General features: G+C 59.9%; 18 protein-coding genes. 9 read left to right on the forward strand and 9 right to left on the reverse strand.

What is annotated here, in order from left to right; all coding sequences use genetic code 11:
• Together QMB98_RS04860 and QMB98_RS04865 are read left to right on the forward strand one after the other, a co-directional pair.
• On the forward strand, positions 1–864 hold the full coding sequence (locus tag QMB98_RS04860; protein WP_371684551.1) for a glycosyltransferase family 2 protein: 864 nt from the start codon (positions 1–3) through the stop codon (positions 862–864).
• A gap of 25 nt (positions 865–889) precedes the next feature.
• Positions 890–2,671 carry a DUF2142 domain-containing protein gene (locus QMB98_RS04865; RefSeq protein WP_371684552.1) on the forward strand — a complete coding sequence of 594 codons (1,782 nt, stop codon included), beginning with the start codon at positions 890–892 and terminating at the stop codon, positions 2,669–2,671.
• 248 nt (positions 2,672–2,919) lie between these two features.
• Here QMB98_RS04865 and QMB98_RS04870 read toward each other — a convergent pair whose 3' ends face one another.
• Complete coding sequence (locus QMB98_RS04870) at positions 2,920–3,534, reverse strand: dTDP-4-dehydrorhamnose 3,5-epimerase family protein (RefSeq protein ID WP_371684553.1); 615 nt, start codon at positions 3,532–3,534, stop codon at positions 2,920–2,922.
• Between the two features lie 120 nt (positions 3,535–3,654).
• On the opposite strand from QMB98_RS04870, the gene rfbD reads away from it, so the two are divergent.
• On the forward strand, positions 3,655–4,497 hold the full coding sequence (rfbD, locus tag QMB98_RS04875; protein WP_371684554.1) for a dTDP-4-dehydrorhamnose reductase: 843 nt from the start codon (positions 3,655–3,657) through the stop codon (positions 4,495–4,497).
• Positions 4,498–4,600: 103 nt separating this feature from the next.
• On the opposite strand, the gene rfbA is transcribed toward rfbD, so the two are convergent.
• The 6 genes from rfbA to QMB98_RS04905 all read right to left on the reverse strand — a co-directional run bounded on the left by rfbA (position 4,601) and on the right by QMB98_RS04905 (position 11,162).
• Positions 4,601–5,470, reverse strand: coding sequence for a glucose-1-phosphate thymidylyltransferase RfbA (gene rfbA / locus QMB98_RS04880; RefSeq protein ID WP_371684555.1), 870 nt, complete (start codon positions 5,468–5,470; stop codon positions 4,601–4,603).
• A gap of 324 nt (positions 5,471–5,794) precedes the next feature.
• The gene (locus QMB98_RS04885) at positions 5,795–6,475 is read right to left on the reverse strand and encodes an ABC transporter ATP-binding protein (protein ID WP_371684556.1); all 681 of its coding nucleotides are present in this window, start codon (positions 6,473–6,475) and stop codon (positions 5,795–5,797) included.
• Entirely contained in the window at positions 6,472–7,350 is an 879-nt protein-coding gene (locus QMB98_RS04890; RefSeq protein WP_371684557.1) for a hypothetical protein, read from the reverse strand. The genes QMB98_RS04885 and QMB98_RS04890 overlap by 4 nt, the downstream gene beginning before the upstream one ends.
• Positions 7,351–7,609: 259 nt before the next feature.
• Positions 7,610–8,380: a hypothetical protein gene (locus tag QMB98_RS04895; RefSeq protein ID WP_371684558.1), complete on the reverse strand. Its 771-nt coding sequence runs from the start codon at positions 8,378–8,380 to the stop codon at positions 7,610–7,612.
• A 1,316-nt stretch (positions 8,381–9,696) separates the two neighbouring features.
• The gene (locus tag QMB98_RS04900; protein ID WP_371684559.1) at positions 9,697–10,329 is read right to left on the reverse strand and encodes a TIGR03089 family protein; all 633 of its coding nucleotides are present in this window, start codon (positions 10,327–10,329) and stop codon (positions 9,697–9,699) included.
• The gene (locus tag QMB98_RS04905; RefSeq protein WP_371684560.1) at positions 10,326–11,162 is read right to left on the reverse strand and encodes an inositol monophosphatase; all 837 of its coding nucleotides are present in this window, start codon (positions 11,160–11,162) and stop codon (positions 10,326–10,328) included. Before QMB98_RS04905 ends, QMB98_RS04900 begins: the two co-directional genes overlap by 4 nt.
• Before the next feature lie 287 nt (positions 11,163–11,449).
• On the opposite strand from QMB98_RS04905, the gene QMB98_RS04910 reads away from it, so the two are divergent.
• The 3 genes from QMB98_RS04910 to QMB98_RS04920 are packed head-to-tail and all read left to right on the forward strand — an operon-like array spanning position 11,450 to position 16,020.
• Positions 11,450–11,725, forward strand: coding sequence for a WhiB family transcriptional regulator (locus QMB98_RS04910; RefSeq protein WP_371684568.1), 276 nt, complete (start codon positions 11,450–11,452; stop codon positions 11,723–11,725).
• Between the two features lie 6 nt (positions 11,726–11,731).
• On the forward strand, positions 11,732–14,641 hold the full coding sequence (locus QMB98_RS04915; protein WP_371684561.1) for a glycosyltransferase family 2 protein: 2,910 nt from the start codon (positions 11,732–11,734) through the stop codon (positions 14,639–14,641).
• Positions 14,638–16,020, forward strand: coding sequence for a DUF5719 family protein (locus QMB98_RS04920; RefSeq protein ID WP_371684562.1), 1,383 nt, complete (start codon positions 14,638–14,640; stop codon positions 16,018–16,020). Before QMB98_RS04915 ends, QMB98_RS04920 begins: the two co-directional genes overlap by 4 nt.
• A 249-nt stretch (positions 16,021–16,269) precedes the next feature.
• Here QMB98_RS04920 and QMB98_RS04925 read toward each other — a convergent pair whose 3' ends face one another.
• Positions 16,270–16,716, reverse strand: a complete 447-nt coding sequence (locus QMB98_RS04925; RefSeq protein WP_371684563.1) for a metallopeptidase family protein — start codon at positions 16,714–16,716, stop codon at positions 16,270–16,272.
• On the opposite strand from QMB98_RS04925, the gene QMB98_RS04930 reads away from it, so the two are divergent.
• Both QMB98_RS04930 and QMB98_RS04935 read left to right on the forward strand, forming a co-directional pair.
• The gene (locus QMB98_RS04930) at positions 16,705–17,133 is read left to right on the forward strand and encodes a DUF3499 domain-containing protein (protein ID WP_371684564.1); all 429 of its coding nucleotides are present in this window, start codon (positions 16,705–16,707) and stop codon (positions 17,131–17,133) included. The two genes, QMB98_RS04925 and QMB98_RS04930, sit on opposite strands and share 12 nt — an antisense overlap.
• Entirely contained in the window at positions 17,126–17,293 is a 168-nt protein-coding gene (locus QMB98_RS04935; RefSeq protein ID WP_371684565.1) for a Trm112 family protein, read from the forward strand. Before QMB98_RS04930 ends, QMB98_RS04935 begins: the two co-directional genes overlap by 8 nt.
• 155 nt (positions 17,294–17,448) lie before the next feature.
• Here QMB98_RS04935 and QMB98_RS04940 read toward each other — a convergent pair whose 3' ends face one another.
• On the reverse strand, positions 17,449–18,318 hold the full coding sequence (locus tag QMB98_RS04940; RefSeq protein ID WP_371684566.1) for an RDD family protein: 870 nt from the start codon (positions 18,316–18,318) through the stop codon (positions 17,449–17,451).
• Positions 18,319–18,416: 98 nt separating this feature from the next.
• On the opposite strand from QMB98_RS04940, the gene QMB98_RS04945 reads away from it, so the two are divergent.
• On the forward strand, positions 18,417–19,409 hold the full coding sequence (locus QMB98_RS04945) for a stage II sporulation protein M (protein WP_371684567.1): 993 nt from the start codon (positions 18,417–18,419) through the stop codon (positions 19,407–19,409).
• Positions 19,410–19,589: the final 180 nt, after the last annotated feature.

Here is a 19,589-nt window from a genome sequence, read left to right on the forward strand (position 1 = left end):
GTGAACATCCAGGCCGTCGTTGTCACCCACAATCCGGGTCCCATCGGCTCCCTTCTCGCAGCCCTTGCCGACCAGTGCGACCACGTCATCGTCGTTGACAACACCCCGGGTGGGGACCCCGTGCTCTCGCAGAGCCTTCCCGTGGGGTCAACTCTTCTGACCGTTGGTGAGAACATCGGTATAGCTGCCGCGCAGAACATCGGCATTGAGCACGCGCTTGCTCATGGTGCGGACGCCGTCCTGCTTTCCGATCAGGATTCAATCATTCCTGCGGGAATGATCGACACCCTTGTCAGCCACCAGAGTCCTGGTGTCGGGGCGGTCGGCCCCGTTCCCGTCGAAGGGACCGACACCCTCGTCTACACCGATCACGAGTACGGGCCGAAACGGCCGGCAACCCTTCCCGATTTCGATGAGATCGAGGTGTCCTTCCTCCTTGCCTCGGGTTGCCTGATTCCCCGTTCGGTTCTGGAAGAGGTCGGGTCGATGAACAGCGCCCTGTTTATCGACCACGTGGATCTCGAGTGGGGGATGAGGGCGAGGAGGGCCGGCTATCGGCTACTCGCGATCCCCGCAACCGTCCTTGAGCACAGGCTCGGCGACAGCGTCGTGAAGATCCCGGGACGAGAGCAGGTCGTTCACGTGCACGGACCGGTCCGGAACTACTACCTGATCCGCAACACCATCGCCCTCATCAAGACCGATCTGCTCCCAAGCAAGTGGCGCGTCCGCTATGCGTATTGGATTGTTCGTTTCGCTGTGTTTAATTTACTAGTGAACCCCGATCGACTGTCTCGGTTCCACTACGTGGCACGAGGCTTTGGCGATGGCTGGAGGGGACGCCTTGGCAGATATGGCCGATAGTGGTGAACGGGAGGGGAAGCGCGATATGACAAAGCGGTTCTTTGTGGGAGCGACGGGTGCGCTCACGCTGATCGTTGTCCTCTTCCAAATGATCTGGGCTGTTTCTATGCCCGGTTTCCGCGGACCGGACGAACCGCACCACGTGAACTCGATCATGCGCGTGGCAAGCGGTGGCGGATGGCCGGCGCCGGGTGAGGCGAAGGTCGATTCCGCGATCATTGATGCTGGCAAGGAAGCCGGAATCATCACCTCTCGCGCCGTAGATTTCGTTGGGCTGTCCCGCACGAGACTCGCCAACGATCGGCTCCCCGAAGTCACTCAGGCTCCCTTCCCGACACGGTTCCGCAACGTGCAGGTCACCGCTCACGAGGACCGCTCCGTGATCGGGTCCGTTCAGCGCCTCGATCCGGACTCAACCGAGATCGACCAGATGAGTCAGCACCCCATCCCGTACTACGCGGGTGGCGCCTTCGTCGTTGACACGTTCAATCTTGATGAGCAACCCTGGGATCGCCTTCTTCTCGGGCTGCGGATCTACGGCATCCTGCTCACGATTCCCGTTGTTCCTAGCCTCGTCTACACCGCCCGCAAGCTCGGCTCAAGACGAACGTGGGCACTCGCCGCGGGATTCTTGCCCTTCGCGGTACCCCAGTACTTCGCGATCACGGGAGCGGTCACGAACGACACCCTCGCGATCGGCCTCGGTGCCTTGACTGTCGCGGCCCTGGTCAAGGCTGGGACAGAAAGGATCTCGTGGAAGACGATCCTGTTCGTGGGTGGCTCGATCGGTCTCGCGCTGTGGACCAAGGGGCTTCTCCTGACCCTTGGTCTCGCCCTTATCCTCGTCTTCGCACTGAAGAAGGATGAGAGCTGGAAGAAGCGGATCATCGCGATCGGTGTCTCGGGGGCCATGGCTCTGGCTGTTGGATGGTGGTGGATCCACAACATCATCCGGTACGGCGTCGTTCAACCATCAGGGTTCCAGCGAACCGTGCCGGAGGACTGGGACTCGTCTTCGGCCGACTTCTTCCACTTCCTCACCCAGGCAATCAAGTCCATCACGACATCTTTCTTCTCCAGCTTCGGCTGGTTGGAGGCGGACTTCTTTTGGCCCCTCACGCTCGTTCTCACCCTCACCTTCATCGGTGGAGTTATTTGGGCGATCAAGAGTGCAGGTGAGCACCGGCGCACCTTCCTGGCGCTCCTCGCCCCCGGCATCGGCCTCATCCTCCTGCTGTTCGCGGAGTCCTGGTCGACCTACACGACCTACGGCACGATCGCGGGCGTTCAGGGACGTTACCTGTTCCCGATGATGGCGGCATTGGCGGGAATCGTTCTCGGCCTCCAGAAGCTTCGAGGTAAGTCCCTCATGCTCCTCACGGGCGCGGCTATGGGCGTTGGCTCCTACGGATTCATCTTCTTGCTCAACAGTGCTTACCCGGGCTACCCCTGGATCGACTTTAGCCGATACACGCTCGTGGCGGGCTTCGGCGAAGTCACGATGACACTGTTCATGGAGCTGACCGTCGTGCTCATCCTCGCCGCCTTCGCGCTCGCCATCGTCATCGCCGTCGAGGAATCCAACCTCGAGCTTCCCGCGACAGCCACCATCGAAGAAGGCGCAACTAGCGAACCCGGGACGAAACGCCGCCTGCGCACGCGAGCCAAGGCCATCAGCAAAGCCAAGGCAGCAAGCAAGACGAGCAAAGAGTCGGGCCTCGTCTCCGATGAGACCCCGGCAGTGGAGCCGCATGACGGCGCGGAGGTGCCAGTGGAACCAGCGACGAACGTGAGCTCGAACCAGTAAGAGTCTGGGGACGGCGTATGACTGTCGGTCAGAAACAATCTGTCGCCGGGACCGAAGCGTTAGTTCTTCTCCAAAGGTTCGCTTTCATCCGATCTATGTGAGCTACATACACATCCGAATACGAGTGATCCCTCGGAAGAGATATCTTCCGAGGGATCACAATCTCTAAGTGTCTAAGTGTCTAAGTGTCTGAGACCAAGTCCGAGGCTGAGCCCGGGACTGGGGCTCAAGTTGAGTTGAGATTGGGACTACTTCTGTCCATTCACAAAGCCCTCGGCGAGGGCCAGCGTGGGCAGGAGACCAGCTTCGGCTGCCGCGTTGAGACCCGGGGCCTCACGGTCCTTGTCGGACAGGATCGGGCTGATGGGATTGCCGTGGCGATCCTCCGTCGGCCACTCAATGCCAATGGTCTTGCAAAGCGGGTTGATTCCGTGCTCCCGTGTGGGGGAGTAGGTGGTCGAGCAGAGGTAGGTGGCGACGGAGCCATCTTCGAGGGACATGAAGGCGTGACCGAGCCCCTCGGAAATGAAGATCGCGTTGCGATCCACATCGTCAAGGAGGACCGAATCCCACTGACCGAAGGTCGGGGAACCGGTACGGATGTCGATGACAATGTCGAGGATCGCGCCCTTCGGGCAGAACACGTACTTGGCCTGCGACGGGGGAACATCGGCGAAGTGGATACCGCGGATCGTGCCAGCGGAAGAGATCGAGGTGTTGACCTGAGCTACCTCGAGGGAACGACCCGTTGCTTCCTGGAACTTGGGCTGCTGGAAGGTCTCGAGAAAAGTTCCCCGATTGTCCGCAAACTGCTGGGGAACGATGCGCCATGCGCCGCTAATCTTCAAAGGCTGAATTTCCACACGAGTCTCCCAATGTCGGTTTCATTGTCTGATTCCACACTAGCACCTGGTGAGTTTTGATGGCTGAGCAAGCTAGGCTTGCACCATGTTCGTTTATCGAAAGGATCGCCGATGAGGTGGATGGTTGTCGGCGCTAAGGGCATGCTTGGTACCGATCTGGTTTCTCGACTTGTTGAAGAGGGCCACGAGGTCATGGCAGTGGATCGACTCGAAGTCGACATTACAAATGAAGCCTCTGTTGAGCACACGATTGAGAAGGTCGATGTTGTCGTCAACGTTGCTGCCTACACCGCAGTGGACAAGGCCGAGGAGAACGAAGCAGACGCATTCCTCGTGAACGCGGTTGGTCCGCAGTATCTTGCACGCAGGTGTAAGAAGATCGGTGCCCGCCTCGTCCACATCTCCACCGACTACGTGTTTGATGGTTCCAACTCCTCTCCTTACGGAGAAAACGGTCCAATGAACCCGGCTGGTGCCTACGGCAGGACCAAGGCGGCAGGTGAGTGGGCAGTCCGTGCCAACACGGATGACTACATCATCGTGCGTACCGCGTGGCTGTACGGAGCACACGGCGCCTGCTTCCCGAAGACCATGGCGGCGCTGTCAGACAAGCACGACACCCTGTCGGTTGTGACCGACGAGGTCGGTCAGCCCACGTGGACTGCTGACCTGGCTGACCTGATCCTCCGCCTCGTCCTCGCCGAGGTGCCGTCCGGGACTTACCATGGCACGTCCTCCGGTCGCACCAACTGGCACACCTTCACGAAGGCAATCATGGCCTCCCTGGGCAAGGACCCGGAGATCGTGAAGGAAACCACCGCCGCGGCATTCAAGCGCCCAGCGCCCCGCCCATCCTTTTCCGTTCTTGGCCACAACCAGCTTGTCGCCAACGGAGTGGAGCCCATCGGTAACTGGCTCGATCGCTGGAACGAAGCCTCCGCATCGGTTCTAGCTGAGTACTAAGCCGCACGTGAAGTACTAACGAGTACAAAGTCGTTCGTTAAGGTAAAGCCCCACCGCAGTTCACCTGCGGTGGGGCTTTACCTTTCAGATTCTGGTTGCTGGCTTACTTGCCGTGCTCGATGAGGGAGAGCAGGTACTCGCCGTACCCGGACTTCACGAGCGGCTGTGCGCGCTCTGCGAGTTCCTCATCGGAGAGGAAGCCCATGCGCCACGCAACCTCTTCGGGTGCGCCAACCTTGAGTCCCTGGCGGGCCTCAACGGTGCGGACGAAGCTTGTGGCATCAGCAAGGGAATCGAAGGTGCCGGTGTCGAGCCAGGCAGCGCCGCGGGGGAGCACCTCGACCGAGAGCTTTCCTTCGCGCAGGTAGTGTGCGTTGACGTCGGTGATCTCGTACTCGCCACGTGCGGACGGCTGGAGGTTCTTCGCGATCTCCACAACGTCGTTGTCGTAGAAGTAGAGGCCGGGGACAGCGTAGTTCGACTTGGGCTTGGCGGGCTTCTCCTCGATCGAGAGGGCCTTGAAGTTCTCATCGAACTCGACAACGCCGTAGCGTTCGGGATCGTGCACGTGGTACGCAAACACGGCACCACCGTCGGGATCGACGTGGCGGCGCAGCTTCGTGCCCATGCCGGGTCCGTAGAAGATGTTGTCGCCAAGGACGAGGGCGGCAGATTCCTGGCCGACAAAGTCCGCACCGAGAACGAAGGCCTGAGCCAGGCCGTTCGGGACCTCCTGAACGGTGTAGGAGAGGTTGACACCAAGCTGGGAACCATCCCCAAGGAGACGGTGGAACGACTCGGCATCGTGCGGGGTGGTGATGATGAGGATGTCCTGGATGCCGGCAAGCATGAGAGTCGACATCGGGTAGTAGATCATAGGCTTGTCATAGACCGGGACCAGCTGCTTCGAAACACCCATGGTGATGGGGTGTAGTCGGGTGCCGGAACCGCCGGCCAAGATAATGCCACGCATTGTGTACCTTCCGTGTGAGGACGTCTTCTGCCCATTATTGCTTGATTTCAAACCTGGTGCATGGCCGCCGTTCCGATCTTTGCAAGACAAAGGGGAGTATGAGGCTAAATGAGTGGGCCGGTTTACGGCCCATCCTCAGACGTGGCAGAAATTACGCGCGAGATTTAGCCGAAGTGCTCCCTCAAATTCTTGAACGGATTGAGCTCCTTGACGAGGACATGGCGACCGGCTGAGACACAAGCTGGTTCAACAGTGCCTCGTTACCAACAGCGGACAGATTGGTTCGGACTCCGTACTTTTGTCCTGGATTGTGGAAGGTCGCTGTTATGGTCCTTCGTTAAGGTGCGGTCCGTTGAACCGGTAGATGCGATCGCATGCCTTCATGACAAGCGGATCATGCGTAGCCACAATGACAGATGTTCCCGAGGTGGCGATCTCTTTGAAAGTTTCGATGATCCTTGCAGAATTTCCCTCATCAAGTGCCGACGTTGGTTCGTCAGTTACGAGAAGTCGAGGTTTGTTCACCAGTGCTCGGGCTATGGCGACGCGTTGACGCTCGCCAGAAGAGAGCTTGTTGATCTTTCTATCCACGTTGGCAGAGAAACTTGCGCGGTGAAGGGCATCCTTGACAAGAGACTCGCGCTTATCACGTCCCGGGCGTGGTTTCTCAAAAAGGAGAGGGAGAGCAACATTCGCACTGATTGAATCTGTAGGGATGAGGTCAAGCTCTTGGGTTACCCAGCCGATGTGCCGGCGCCTCAAATCCGATACTGTCCGGCTGTTCTCGTAGTTGAGCTCCTCTCCCGCGATTGTGATCGTCCCTTCATCGGGTTTGAGGAGCCCGCCAACGACCTTCAAGAGGGTGGACTTTCCGCTCCCGGACGCGCCTACGACCCCAATGATCTGCGAGGACTCGACGGACAGGTCGATCGTGGAGAGGACCTGGCGAGTTCCCTTCCCGTCGGGAAATGACTTCGAAATTTCCCTAGCTTCTAGAACGGTCATAGTTTTCCTCGCGAGTAGTTACACATGTGGTGGATGCGGATGGTGGACGGCAGGGTGGAGAGAACATGGGAGGCAAGAATGATGCCGATAACCGCCCGCGTAGTGGAGGGGGCGAAGGATGGTGGGAAGCCAGATGAACCGACCCCAAGATCGACGAGCAGATATCCGCTCAAAGCTGGGAGAGTGAAAGCGAGCAGGATGAGGGCATGGACCCGGGCGTGTAGCTGGATCTCGCGCGCTCCGCAGAGCCGGTCTGCCCTGTAGGCCGGGAGGTTTCGATCCCACAGATGCTCACCGATTGTCACGACAGCTCCCGTAAGAATGAAGAGTAGCGAGGCACCCAAGACCATAACCCACACGCCATCCGCGGTGGCAGATAGGGCGATTGGGCCGAGAGCCGTGGCATAGTCGGCAGCATAAAAGTACCTGCCGGTCCCCGCAATCATTTCCAGCTCGGTCATGCGATCGGTTAACTGGCCCAGCTCGGCGGTGCTGCACAAACATGTGAAGCCTTCGGAAAGGACTCCCGAAGGGAGTAACTGGGCATCGAGGACCTCATCGAACACGTCGGGAGTCATCGCGTAGATCGAGTTCCCACCCGTCGAACGGTTCAGCCCATACCCGGAAATGTACTCCAGAGCACGAGGGCCGTCGTGAACCTCAAGGCGAATACCGCCGATCATTGTTTGCCCGGTTGCCTGGGTGGAGACGGCGGGTGAGGGCCAGTAGTGAATGGCTGTGGGATCAAGGCCGGTGAGAAGATCCAGATCTGCGCCAACAAGGAGGTAGGCTTCCCAGTCGGCAAAAGCGGTAGCTCGCGAGGTTGCCAGGTCGGAGATACTAGTGACAATCGATAACCGGGGATCATCAACCATTTCCCAGAACAGGAGGCCGATCCCAGGTGAAGGAGTTCCGCTTGTGGAACCTGTTGCATCAAAAACTATCGACTCCAGTGGGTCAACCGCGCGGAGAAAAGAAATAGGTTCCGCGGGCGGCTTCCCATCAAGTTTCGTTGTTGACGTTCGTTCATTGGCAAAGATTGCGAGATAGGTGGCAAGAACTGAGATGACGAAGATGATGGTGCCAAAAGTGGCAAGGGTGCAAAACGCGCGACCAATATCGCTCGCCAGCCGTCTAAATAGGGAGTTCACGGCTTAGCCCCTTCACCAAACGGCGTGAGATGACCGAGGTAGACAGGAGACAAACGAGCCCGCCTCCGAGCCCCGCCCCAAGGCACAGCATGACCTGGGCAAGAAGGGGAGTCGATGACATGGCATCGAGATAGAGACTCAAGATCAATGACAAGACGAGGAAAGCCGCCAGTCCCGCCGCGATTGGACGCAGCAGGAGAAGAAATATTGATCGCATGAGTATCTGGCGATTTGCCCCGCAAATCGCCATTGCCACCAGTTGAGGCCGATGCTCTCGTGCCAGCGCGAACAATGCCAAGATAAGAGCGAAGAGTGCGGAAACAATCAGCACAAAGATGACCATTCCAAAGAGGCTTGTCGCGGCTGAGGACAGTGCCTCGATGAACGAGAATTCCCCAGGCCAACTGGTCATGTGGACGACCTCTAAGCCGAAGAATGGGAGAAGCCCCATGAATTCATCAATATTGCCGGCAGTGGAGAAATAGTCGCCAACAAAGATGTAGTGCCCCTCCGTGAGTGGCTGTATATCGGGGGAAAGAATCACGTCAACAGGAGAGTTCAGCAGGTTCAAGTCTCCGGTTACACTCAACACTTGTACCGCAGAATCGCCCAGCAGAGCACGTGCTACCACCTGAGGGTCTTTGGACACGGACTCGCTCACGCCAATCCAAGACGCATCTCCACCTGATACTCCGTGGGACTCAAGAATGTCCGTCACAAGAGAAAAGTGGCCGCCAGGGTCAACGATGGTCACAATATGGGAATAGTTAGACCTCTGATATGCGAGCGATAGCTGGTTCTCAGCCAAGAGATTCGACACTGCTGATGTCGGAATCGGTGACTCCGCTAATGCTATGACTTCGATCGCCGGAGCAGGATTCCCCAATCGGTTAATCCCACCCCGGTCGACCGAAGAGTACAACTGCAGAATAAGTGCTAAAAGTATGAATCCAATGCATCCCGTACAAGTAGCGACGATAAGGGAGCGAAGTCTTATCACCAGAGGTCCATCCTCGATAGAAGTGTTTCATGCATTGAATTGCAGATTTTGATCACTGATTAGCAGAGAGTTGATGGTACGAGGCCAAAACGATAGTTGAACTTTGTTGTATTGCTAGCACCAGGAAGAAGCGAGTCGAAGACGTCGTATTTAACTAATGGTCCTGGAGTCCACTGGCAGTTGGATCCAACCCGAGCGTGAGATTCTTTCCAACCAGAATCGAATCCAGAATCTCTGGAATACTTGAAACCGGCAGAAACTACCCTCTGCCCCTGGTAAATATTCCCTGCGGCATATGCTCGCCCGAAGTAACGTAGGTGATCATCGTGCGGGTGTGTTGTCGAGACGTAACTTGAGCCTCTGTAGTGAGCCGTGGTGCTCAATGGCTGAATCCCCAATCGGTCACCGCCGATTTCGAGGATAACTTCTCCTCCCTCATAGACGAGGTAGTCGCCATATTTGCTATCACTTGGTGGTTCGGGAGTTGTTTGGAAGTCATCGCTGACTGGGGCAGGAGCCTCGTCTGCCATCGCATTTGGCGAAATGGCACTGAAAGACAAAGCTAAAACAATGAAGACGAGCGCTACGGTAATTGTTCTTGAAATCCCATGACTGCTATTCACTAAAGGGGGTAAATTCATAATTTCTAGCCTTTAACTTACGAAGGATGATTTGCGCATGACATATCTAAATAGGAAACGTGATGAAGGCTCCATTGCGTTTCCTTACAAGATTAGATCATCAGCGACCCATGTCAATGCTCAAATGCTTCAAATGGTTCGATAAAGAAAGCTCCGAGTAACGTCAAGCTTCGCATGGGATTCGCACGAACAATTACATAGCCCTCGTGCGTGGCCTGCCTAAGACGTACCGCGATTCAGTCCACCATGAATTGGCTCAAACGAGAGAAATGTTCCACTCAAGTCGTGTCGAGAGCCGTGGAGCGAACACCATTAACTCTCGCCCAGTTCTTTGATGCAGGGAATCGGCAAGGCTCTTGAAGAGCATTGATGCGGACCGGTTGAGTCCCGTTCTGCTACGAAGAGCGGGGGCGGGACAAGACGTAGCTGTTAGTTGATGCGTGTGGAACCCTCTGTTGCAGCGGCCTGGGCCTCTGTTGAGTTATCGGCTACGACGAGGGTTTGGCCGGACTGCATTGCGCTCATGAATGTGCGGAGTAGCGTGTCGGGATCTGGGTTGACGAGAAGAATGCGAGGGTCCTGCACGTCGATGCTGGTCGTGAATGCGTCCGCGTTGGATTCTGCGTGATTGTACTCATCGAGGAGGATGTCCGCTTGGGAAAGAACCTCGGCATTGCCGTCCGTTACTCTCGCTGGAAGCTCGCCTCGCCATGACAGATCGAGCGCCCCGAGGGAGACGGCAATGATCTCGTCACCGGTAGCTTCTTCAGGGGTGGCAGTAATGGTGGTGTCGCCTTCTTCGAAACTCACGTGAGCTCCTGCAAGGAACCCGCCCAAGCCCCAGGTCAGCAAACGCCAGTGGACGGGCAGATCAAGTCGCAGAAGCGAGCCCTGGTCGATCATAAGGTCATCGGCAAGATAGTTCGCGGCCTTTGCGGCATGGTTGGCGACGACCTTGCCGGACAGTTCGAGCCGTGGCGCGCCCGCGGGACTCCCGTACAGCGTGAGGGCGGGCATTGGGCCGCGGGAAGTGAGTGACTTGTAGACTCCGAGAGCGGTCACAGGGCCAGAGCCTTTCGTCCAACCTCCATGCACTTTTCGGACGGACCTGCGACGTACACGGGACCGTCCCAGGCGGGAGTAACCTCCGTGCCATCCCGATAGCCTTCGTAGAAGCCCCCTGCCTGACGGATGATGTGGATGCCCGCGGCAACGTCCCAGGCGTTAACGCCATGGGAAAACGATGCAACAGCCCGACCGTCGGCCACATAGCAGAGGTCGAGGGCCGTGGAGCCGCTGCGCCTCATGGAGCGGAAATGCTTGCTTGCCTCCTGCCAGCGATTGAGATCGCCAGGTCGGCCCTCCTTGTGAACGCTCGGGAACTCCGTTGCACACAGACCATCGGCGGGAACCGCGTCGTTGCCGAGCTTGAGGACTCTCGTGTCCTGTTCCGGTTCGTCGAGAAATGCGCCATTCTCGTCTGCGGACCACACCCTGCCGGTGAGCGGCTGACAGATCGCGGAGGCAACGTGCTCGGCGCCCCGGGTCGCGGAGATGGAGATGCACCAGTGGTCCCATCCGGAAGCAAAGTTTGAGGTGCCGTCGATCGGATCAACGATCCACACGAGGTCGGTGGGGGACGGCTCCGTCACCTCGCCGGAGGGGCTTGCCCAGCCGCCCTCCTCGCCAAGAAGCACGGACTCCGGATAGGCGGCGAAGATGGCGGTGCGGATCTTCTGCTCGGTTGCCTTGTCGTGTTCGGTTACGACATCATGGAAGCTGCTTTTCGTATCGATCGTGCCAACATCCCTGCTAGCGGCCCTAAGGTCGGGTGACAGGTCAGCGGTGAGATCGACGATGAACTGGCGAAGCGAAGTGGAAGTTGTGTCATTCACCCCTCCACTCTGACACGCCGGAGAGCAACACGCCAATGAGTAGTGTGAAGAGAATCCAACTGATACGGGACTTTTCCGGCGTGTCTTTCAAGCAAGGTTCAGATTTCTTGGGTTAACTTATCCTTTTCACCTTGACTAATGCGTCTTACACGGTTGTAATTTACTCAGTGACCGAATTAGTAAGGGGGATCGATCGGATGTGGAATCTGACCGGCAACCAGGCGCCTGAAGAGCGTCAAGAAACCAGAGGTGCGACAATATCGCACCTCCCGTCAGCTAGTAACTCTCTGTTCCATAGCCTCTGGGGCCTCGGATACGACGAGGGAGAGCTGGGCTGGCTGGATCGCGCACTGTGCGCCGAGACCGACCCCGATATTTTCTTCCCGGAGAAGGGCGGCTCAACCGCCCCCGCCACCAGCGTGTGCCAGAATTGTGAAGTCCGTGGGGAGTGCCTTGAGTACGCTCTCGCGAACGACATTCGACACGGTATTTGGGGAGGCATGTCCGATAATGACCGACGACGGGCGTCACGCCAGCGCAGGCGGGCCGCGGGAGAGCGGTAAGTATCCGTGACCACTAACCACGCGGCCGGCGGCATCCTCGCGATTGTCGTCGGCCGTTCAACGTCGGAATACTTGCCTGACACTCTGCAGGCAGTGGCGGACGGATCCGTCACTCCCGACCGACTCAATCTTGTTCTTCTCGATGATGGTGACGCGGACATGTCGGCCCTCGAGGGCCGTGGCATCGCCACCACCATCATTCGCTCCACCGCAGACGCGACGGGTGCCGCGTACGCACAAGGTCTCGGCGAGGCCCCGGAGAGCACGTGGGTGTGGTTGCTCCACGCCGACTCCGCTCCGGATGTCACCTGCCTTGCGGAACTGCACCGCACCGGCGAAGCCTCCCGCGTGGTTGCCGCACTCGGCCCTAAGCAGCTGGGCTGGGATGATCCCACAGAACTTCTCGAGGTGGGCATTAGGGCAACGCGTTCTGGTCGGCGCGTGCCCGAACTCGATCCCGGTGAAAAGGATCAGGGACAGTTCGATTCGCGAGACGATGTCTTGGCCGTGGGTACCGCCGGCATGCTCCTGCGCACCTCCGCGCTCGTCGAGGCCGGCGGGTTCGATCCGGTTCTGGGTCCCTTTGGCGATGGTCTGGAGCTGTCGCGCAGGCTCCGCGCCGCTGGACACAGGGTCGTGGTCGTCACGACCGCCGTCATTCGTCACGCGCGAGAGTCTTTTGCTGACACCCCCGTGTCGTTCGGTAAGCGACGCGGCGCTCAGATCTATACAGCTGTGCAGCGCGCCCCGATGCTGCTTGCTCCCTTCCTCTACCTCTGGTACCTCATCCTCGCTCCCGTTCGCGGTCTGGCAAGGCTGCTCGTTAAGGACACGATTCGGGCCCGCGGTGAACTGCGCGGAGGTGCACAGTTCCTGCGCCGTACAGGTGCTCTCTTTGAGGCACGCAAGCGGCTGAAAAAGGCGACAACCACCAAGTCCTACCGCGCCCTCGAGGCAACTCATCGCGACGTTGTTGACGGACGTAAGGACATTCGGAAGGCACAGCGCGAGGCGGAACGCCTGCGCGAGCTGCCGCCCGCCCACAAGCGGAAGGAAGCCGCCGACTACCGCATGAGGACGCGCTCAGCCGCGTTCCTCCTCATGCTCATCACAGCTGTCTTCGGTGTTGTTGCGTTCCTCCCGAACATGTCGGCCTTCGGGCTGACCGGCGGCGGGCTCGCCCCGGACGATTCGAGCGCACGCGACCTGCTCCGGCTCGCCACGGCGTCGTGGATGCCGGAGGGGGATGGTGCCCCCGGATACCTCGAGCCCATCTGGGTCCTCGCGATCCCGTTCGTGTACGTGGCCGGCTGGTTCGGTGGAGCCCTGACCGAGGTCGTGTTCCTCTTCTTCCTTCTCGCCCCGCTCCTGGCCGGCGTGGCGGCCTTCCGTGCAAGCGGCATGGTCGTGACCTCACCGACGGTCCGCCTCGTCCTTGGCCTCATGTGGGCGGCCTCCCCGCCGCTCCTGTCCTCTCTTTCTGCGGGCCAGGCCGGCGCCGTTCTCTTCCACATCGCGCTCCCGCTCGCCGTGGCCGCGATTGTTCGCTACGCCCGTGAACCCCGCTCCTCCCATCTCGGCTCCGCCGCGTGGTGGGTGCTGGTCCTTGGCGCCGCATACCCCGGCGTGCTTCTGGTCGTTGCGGTCCTGTCCGTGGTCCTCGCTGTCGTCCAGCGCAGGGCTCCGTGGCTGTGGGTGGCGGTTCCTGGAATCTCTCTTGCGGGTCCCGCACTCTGGTTCCTGTTTAAGGAACTTCCTGAGTCCCTTCTCTGGCTTCCCGGCGTCACCTACTCGTGGCAGGCGGGGGAGCGGGAGCTCCTCGTGGCCGGATGGCCAGAGGGCATTGGCGCACGCCTCATCGTCCTCATCGCCACCAGCATCGTCGTCTTCGCGGCGCTCGTCAGCCTGCTCCGTTCGCGCCGCTCCGGCACGGTGCGTACGGGCTGGGTTCTCGCGGGTCTTGGTGGCCTGCTCGTCGCGGTGTCGCTCACCCAGACCGTTGGAGTCGACCACAGGACCTTCGAAACGGCCCTTGCGTGGCCCGGTCCCGAGCTGACACTTCTGTGGCTGGGATTGGTCATCGCTGTGGCCGGCGGTGCCCAGGGCATCCGCACCGACCTCTCGCAGTCCTCCCTGTCGGTCAAGCACCTCGTCGTGGGCGTCAGTGCCCTCGGCGTGATCGGCATGCCGATCGTGGCGGGCGGTGCCTGGCTCACCGGAATCCACACAGGCTCGGACGAGCACGTCGTGACCGACGCACCCCAGTCTTCCACTCCTGCACTGGCTCAGAAGAGTTCCATTGATCCGGAGAAGGGCAGGACCCTTGTCATCGTGCCGGACAAGGACGGCATCGTCATCGACCTGTGGCGTGGCGATGGTCAGCAGCTTACAACCCAGTCCCACACGTCAACCGACGGGGAAGCTCTCGGGCAGATTATGACTCGCCTCGGCGAGGACGACTTCGCTGATCTCGTAGCTGAGCACGCGATCACCGTGATCCTCATTCCGACCAGCGTGGAGAACTCGGACGACATCGCGGCAACCCTGGACGCAACCGACTCAATCACCCGGGTCACCACCTCCGATGTGGGAACCTTCTGGCGCGTGGACGTGCCAACGGGCCGAGTCACCCAGAACGACACGGTGCTTCCCTCGGGAGTTCTCGAGGCAACAGTCGACGCCGAACCGGGCACCCTTTACCTCGCGGAGCGGGACGACCCCCGCTGGGTTGCGACCCAGAACGGCGCGGAACTTGAGAAGGTTGACGATCCCTGGCGAGCGGCCTGGGATGTCACCGAGGCCGGCGAGGTCCACATCTCCCACGAGGGCGGGTTCGCTAACTTCTGGGTGATCCTGCTTCGTAGCCTGCTCATCATTGGAAACATCACGATCAGCCTCCCCTGGAGGGCACGATGAACAAGACTCGTCTAGCGACCGGCGTGCTCGCGCTCGCGGTTGGCGCCTCCGGCGTCACCCTTGCCGTGCTCGGACCCGAGGCCGACGTCGAGCACCCCGCGCCCTCAACCGTGGAGGGAACCGCCCGTGCCGTGTCCCTCGCCTGCCCTCCCGACTTCGAGAAGACGATGGGCGAGATGACGGCAGGAATTGGTGGCGAGGATTCCGACACCCTGCTCCGCACCCGAATCGCCGTCGTCTCCGGTGGTGAGGCCACACTTCTGGACAACACGATCGAGGAGGGAGAGGGCGAGATCCGCACCTTCTTCGAGGGCGGCTCGTACGCGGGTGAGCTCCGAGTGGAACCGGGTGACGAACCTGCGCTTGCCTCCGGTGCCTCCCAACGCCTCCAGGAAACGGGTGAGTTGGCCGGCATGGCCATCACCCCCTGCATCGCACCCACCAACGCCCAGTACCTTGTGGGTGGATCGACGTCTGCCTCGTCGTCGGCTCAGCTCGTGCTCACGAACGTGTCGGGGAGCCCCGCCACTGTCAGCGTCACGGTCCACACCTCGACAGGTACCGCGGGACCCAACATTTTGTCGAGTACGACGGTCGACGCGTACTCGAGCGAGACCCTTCTTGTTGAGGCCGGTGTGCGTGACCCGAGGCTCACCATTGAGGTGACGTCGACCGGTGGCGACATCGCGGCGCACCTGCTGACCCACGAGGTCGATGGCATCACCGGTGCCGGCATCGAGGCAGTCACCCCGGGCGCTGCTCCCTCCGACCATGTCGTCATACCGGGTGCCAACCTTGCTGGCGAGGACACGGTGACCTTGCGCGTGGCAAATCCGAACACTGAGTCCGCCACCTTCTCCATCTCCTCCATCACCTCCGAGGGCGAGGAACAGGTCCCGGGTTCCCAGGACGTCACCCTGGCACCCGGCACGGTTCTGGATCTGTCGATGGACGGGCTACCGGGTGACTGGTCGGCTCTCGTTGTCGACTCGGACTCGCCCGTGCTTGCAGCGGCTCGAGTCGATGCTTCCGGCGACTACGCATGGCTGTCCTCGACCGAACCCCTCTCCGAGGGAGCCGTGACGATTCCGGAATCGGAATCTCACCTCACGCTCTTCTCTGAGGAAGACACAACTGCCACCGTGACGTTCTATGGCCGCAGGGGAGACGTGGTGGATTCCACCACCGTCAGTGTTTCCCCACTTGCGCAGATCACCGCGCCGGAGGATGCCTCCCATGCTGTCATCGAGTCCGAGGGCGAGGTGCACGTCGGCATCCTATCCACGGCGGATCTGAACAGCATCGTGGGAATCGCGGGCCAGAGCCTCACGCCGGCCCCCGCAGGTTCAGCGGATCTCACGCTCCAGGTCAACAATTAGCGCAATCACGGGAACTCACTGAGCCCGCGCAGTCCGCTTCGTCCGAATTGCGTGCGTAGGGCAGAGAAGGACCCGTCCTCGGCGCGGTGTTACAACAAGTCGTGTGCCACAACAAGGAATTCAGGCAGACGTTTGGAGCAAGAGGAGGCCCGGCCAGAAAACTGGCCGGGCCTCACTCGTATCCACTTCTTAGTTTTTAGTATTCGCTCGGTTCTTGCCTGATCCTGTTCTACGCCTCAGATCGATAGATCAGTGATTGTGGTAGTCGATGTCCTCCGGCATGCGACCCAGGAAGTTCGCGAGCTGCTGGGTAACAACGGCGTGAACGAGAAGGGAGAGTGCTCCCTTCGTGGGGGCCAGGTGCTCCATGGGCCTTCGGTAGAACACAATGCGACCTTCGACACCGGTTGCCTTGTCCATGGGGAAGAAACGGGCTTGCGGTACGCCGTCCTCCCACGGGGTCGGATCGGATTCGGGAACATCGAGAACGCCGTAGTCGAGTCGATCAACCTCGGGGCCGAGATGACGGCGATACATGGAGACTTCCATTGAAACAATGTCGTCGAACCGTTCCGCACGGGTGCGCCACGCGGGTGTCGTGGGAGGCATGATGGGGCCGCGTAGGCCCCTGCCGTGGCGGTCGCGGCGGCGGACCCTGCTGGGTCGGGGAAAACGTTCGTACGGATGGGTGCTCACCCTCCTAGCCTACAGCCCGTGCTACCGTTAGTAGCTGTGGTAAGGCAATGCTCAAGGACACGGTGTACAGAACGTGCGGTCGTCACCATGACGTACGACTATGGTGAGGCAACCGCCGTTGTTGGCCCACTTTCTCCCGTCGCACAAAAGGGAGCACTGGATCTTTGTGAAGAGCATGCTCAGTCCGTGACCGTGCCAAGAGGATGGTCAATGGTTCGCCTCGTCACCGAGTACGAGCCGGCACCGCCCTCGGATAACGACCTCATGGCACTTGCGAACGCCATCAAGGAAGCGAGCAAGCGGAGAGCACCCGAACCCAAGCCAGCGAAGCGAGAAGTACGCCGCCAGTCGGATGTTCCCGGCCAGGTCGGCCCGACCCTGCGGATCGTACCCAACCCGGGAGGAAACAATGAGTGATTGGTTTGAAGAGGCACTGAGGTGCCCAAAGACTGGAACCCCGCTGAAGCGAGAGGGCGACTACTACATTTCGACCTCCGCGCCGGCCTGGAAGTACCGCATCGAGAACGGCGTTCCGATCCTGCTTCCCACCGAAGCCGAGGAAGTCGCCGCTAACTAGTAATAAACGGCGTTAAGCATGTGGACCATCCATTCGTGGGTGGTCCACTTCTTTGCGGAGGTGGGAAAAGCAGGGTTAACGGGGGTTAAAGAAAGATCGGGGCCAAAGGTGTTGCGATTGCGTCCTACTGACTGATCAGGGTAGTCGTTGACGTTCTAGTGGATGCTGTAGGGCAGGGTTGCGAGCTTGCCCTCGGTTGCGAATTGGCGCTCCATGGCCTTGCTTTCCAACCGGTAATCAACCGCTTCCCTCATGGCGAGGACGGTGGAGATGAAGGCTTCGGGATGGGTGCCGCGCGGTGCCGGGGGAGCCACGTACTGCTCGAGCTCCGCAGCGAGTTGCCGCCCGCGGGTAGTTCGCGTTTCCTCCGTCATGTGCTTCGTAGACCGCAGGAAGTCACGGGCAACGATGGAGAGGTTTCCGGGAATGGTCTGCGTGGTCGCGACTTGTGCCCACGCCTGGAGTGAGGGATGGACCTCGTGTGGTTCGGGTCCCTTGAACTTCTTTGGCCACCTCACCACGATGGTTCCCGCGAGCGCATCTCCTGTTCGCTGGCCCTGCGGGGTCATCATGATGCTGAAGATCCCGAGTACGCCGATCGTCAGGTGAATGTCGAAGAGTCCCGCAACCGCTCTTGTCAGGGCGTGCCTGAGCCCGATCGCACCCCCGTCGTAACGAACGGTTCGCGACCGGGTGAGGAGCCTGCCGAGGGAACTGCCGCGGGTGCCGTACTGGACGATGAAGGGCATGAAGATAGCCCAGACCACCACGGCAACGGAAATAACGGTCATGACCTGTGCGAAGTTGTCGGGCTGCCAAAACCGGACCGTGTAGTAGGCTGCGACACCGGCGATCAGGGTGTACAGAGAGTAGTCAATGAACGCGGAGAAAACGCGGGTGCCAAGAGTGACGGTGGGCAGGACGAGTCCCACGCCCTCACCGGTCACGATGTCGGTGTTTGGGCTCACGACTGTACTGGCGCGGCCCGCCTCCCGGTAGCGCTCGTCAGTGTCCTCAACCTTCATGCTCCAACAGTACCGAGTGTTGAAAGAAAGTTGCGTTGTCAGGACTCCCCAATCGCGGGGCATGCAGTGCGTGTGGAAGCCGTGCCACACTAGGGGCTATGGATGCTCACGCCTTTGCTCTCGCACACCGCCCCGAATGGGACCGTCTGCGTGAGCTCTCGAAGCGCCGCACCCTGACCGGACCGGAATCGGATGAGTTCATTCGGCTCTATCAACGGACCGCCACGCACTTGGCCACGATCCGAACAAACAGCCCGGATCCCAATCTCGTCCTGGGCGTGTCCCAGATACTCTCGACCGCACGCGCCCGCATGACCACCTCCCGCATGATGACGAGAGATACGGTTGCGCATTTCTTCCGCGTGACACTACCTCTCGCGTTCTACCGGGTGCGCTGGTGGACCGTGGGGGTCATGATCGCGTTCCTTGTCATCTGCGTGTCAACGGCGATCTACACCGCAACGAATCCGCAGGTGCTTGCACAGATTGGTTCCGAGGCGGAACTCCAACACTATGCCGACGAGGCGTTCTCTTCCTACTACTCGGAATACCCATCGGCAGACTTTGCAGGGCAGGTGTGGTCCAACAACGCCCGCATCGCCATCCAAGCCATCGCAGGAGGCATCACGGGCTTCGTGCCCGTCATGGTGATTTACGAGAACGCTGCCGCTATCGGCGGCTCCGCAGCCATCATGTACACCCACGATGGTTTGGACGTGTTCTTCAAGCTCATCCTCCCGCACGGCATGCTCGAGCTGACCGCGATCTTTATCGCGGGTGGCGCGGGACTGAGCTTGTTTTGGGCGCTGATCTCGCCGGGGAAGCGGACGCGTTCCCAGGCGCTCGCGGAAGAGGGCCGCATCACCGCCATCGTCGCCGGCGGCCTTGTTCTCGTCCTTGCCGTCGCCGGTGCCATCGAAGGCTTCGTCACGCCCTCGGGCCTCCATTGGGTCATCAAGATTCTCATCGGTGCCATCGCTCTGGCCCTCTACTGGACGTATACCCTTTGGGGTGGCAAGTGGGCTCTGAGGCAGGGCTACACGGCAGATCTTGAAGAAGACGAAGCCGGCTACACCCTGCCCGTGGCGTAGGTCTGAGCTACCCTGATCTCTGGAGCACCCTGTCCCCAAGCGGTTTGATCGAGTCACCGAATAGTCCCTGCGACTGTGACTAACTGTTGGTGGCTAACTGACCGTGACTGAATGGTCGTAACTAACCGTGTGATGTCTCAAGACATAGGTGACGTTTCTGTATCAGGACATAGGTGACAG

Source organism: Flaviflexus sp. (assembly GCF_041440645.1).
GTDB lineage: Bacteria > Actinomycetota > Actinomycetes > Actinomycetales > Actinomycetaceae > Flaviflexus.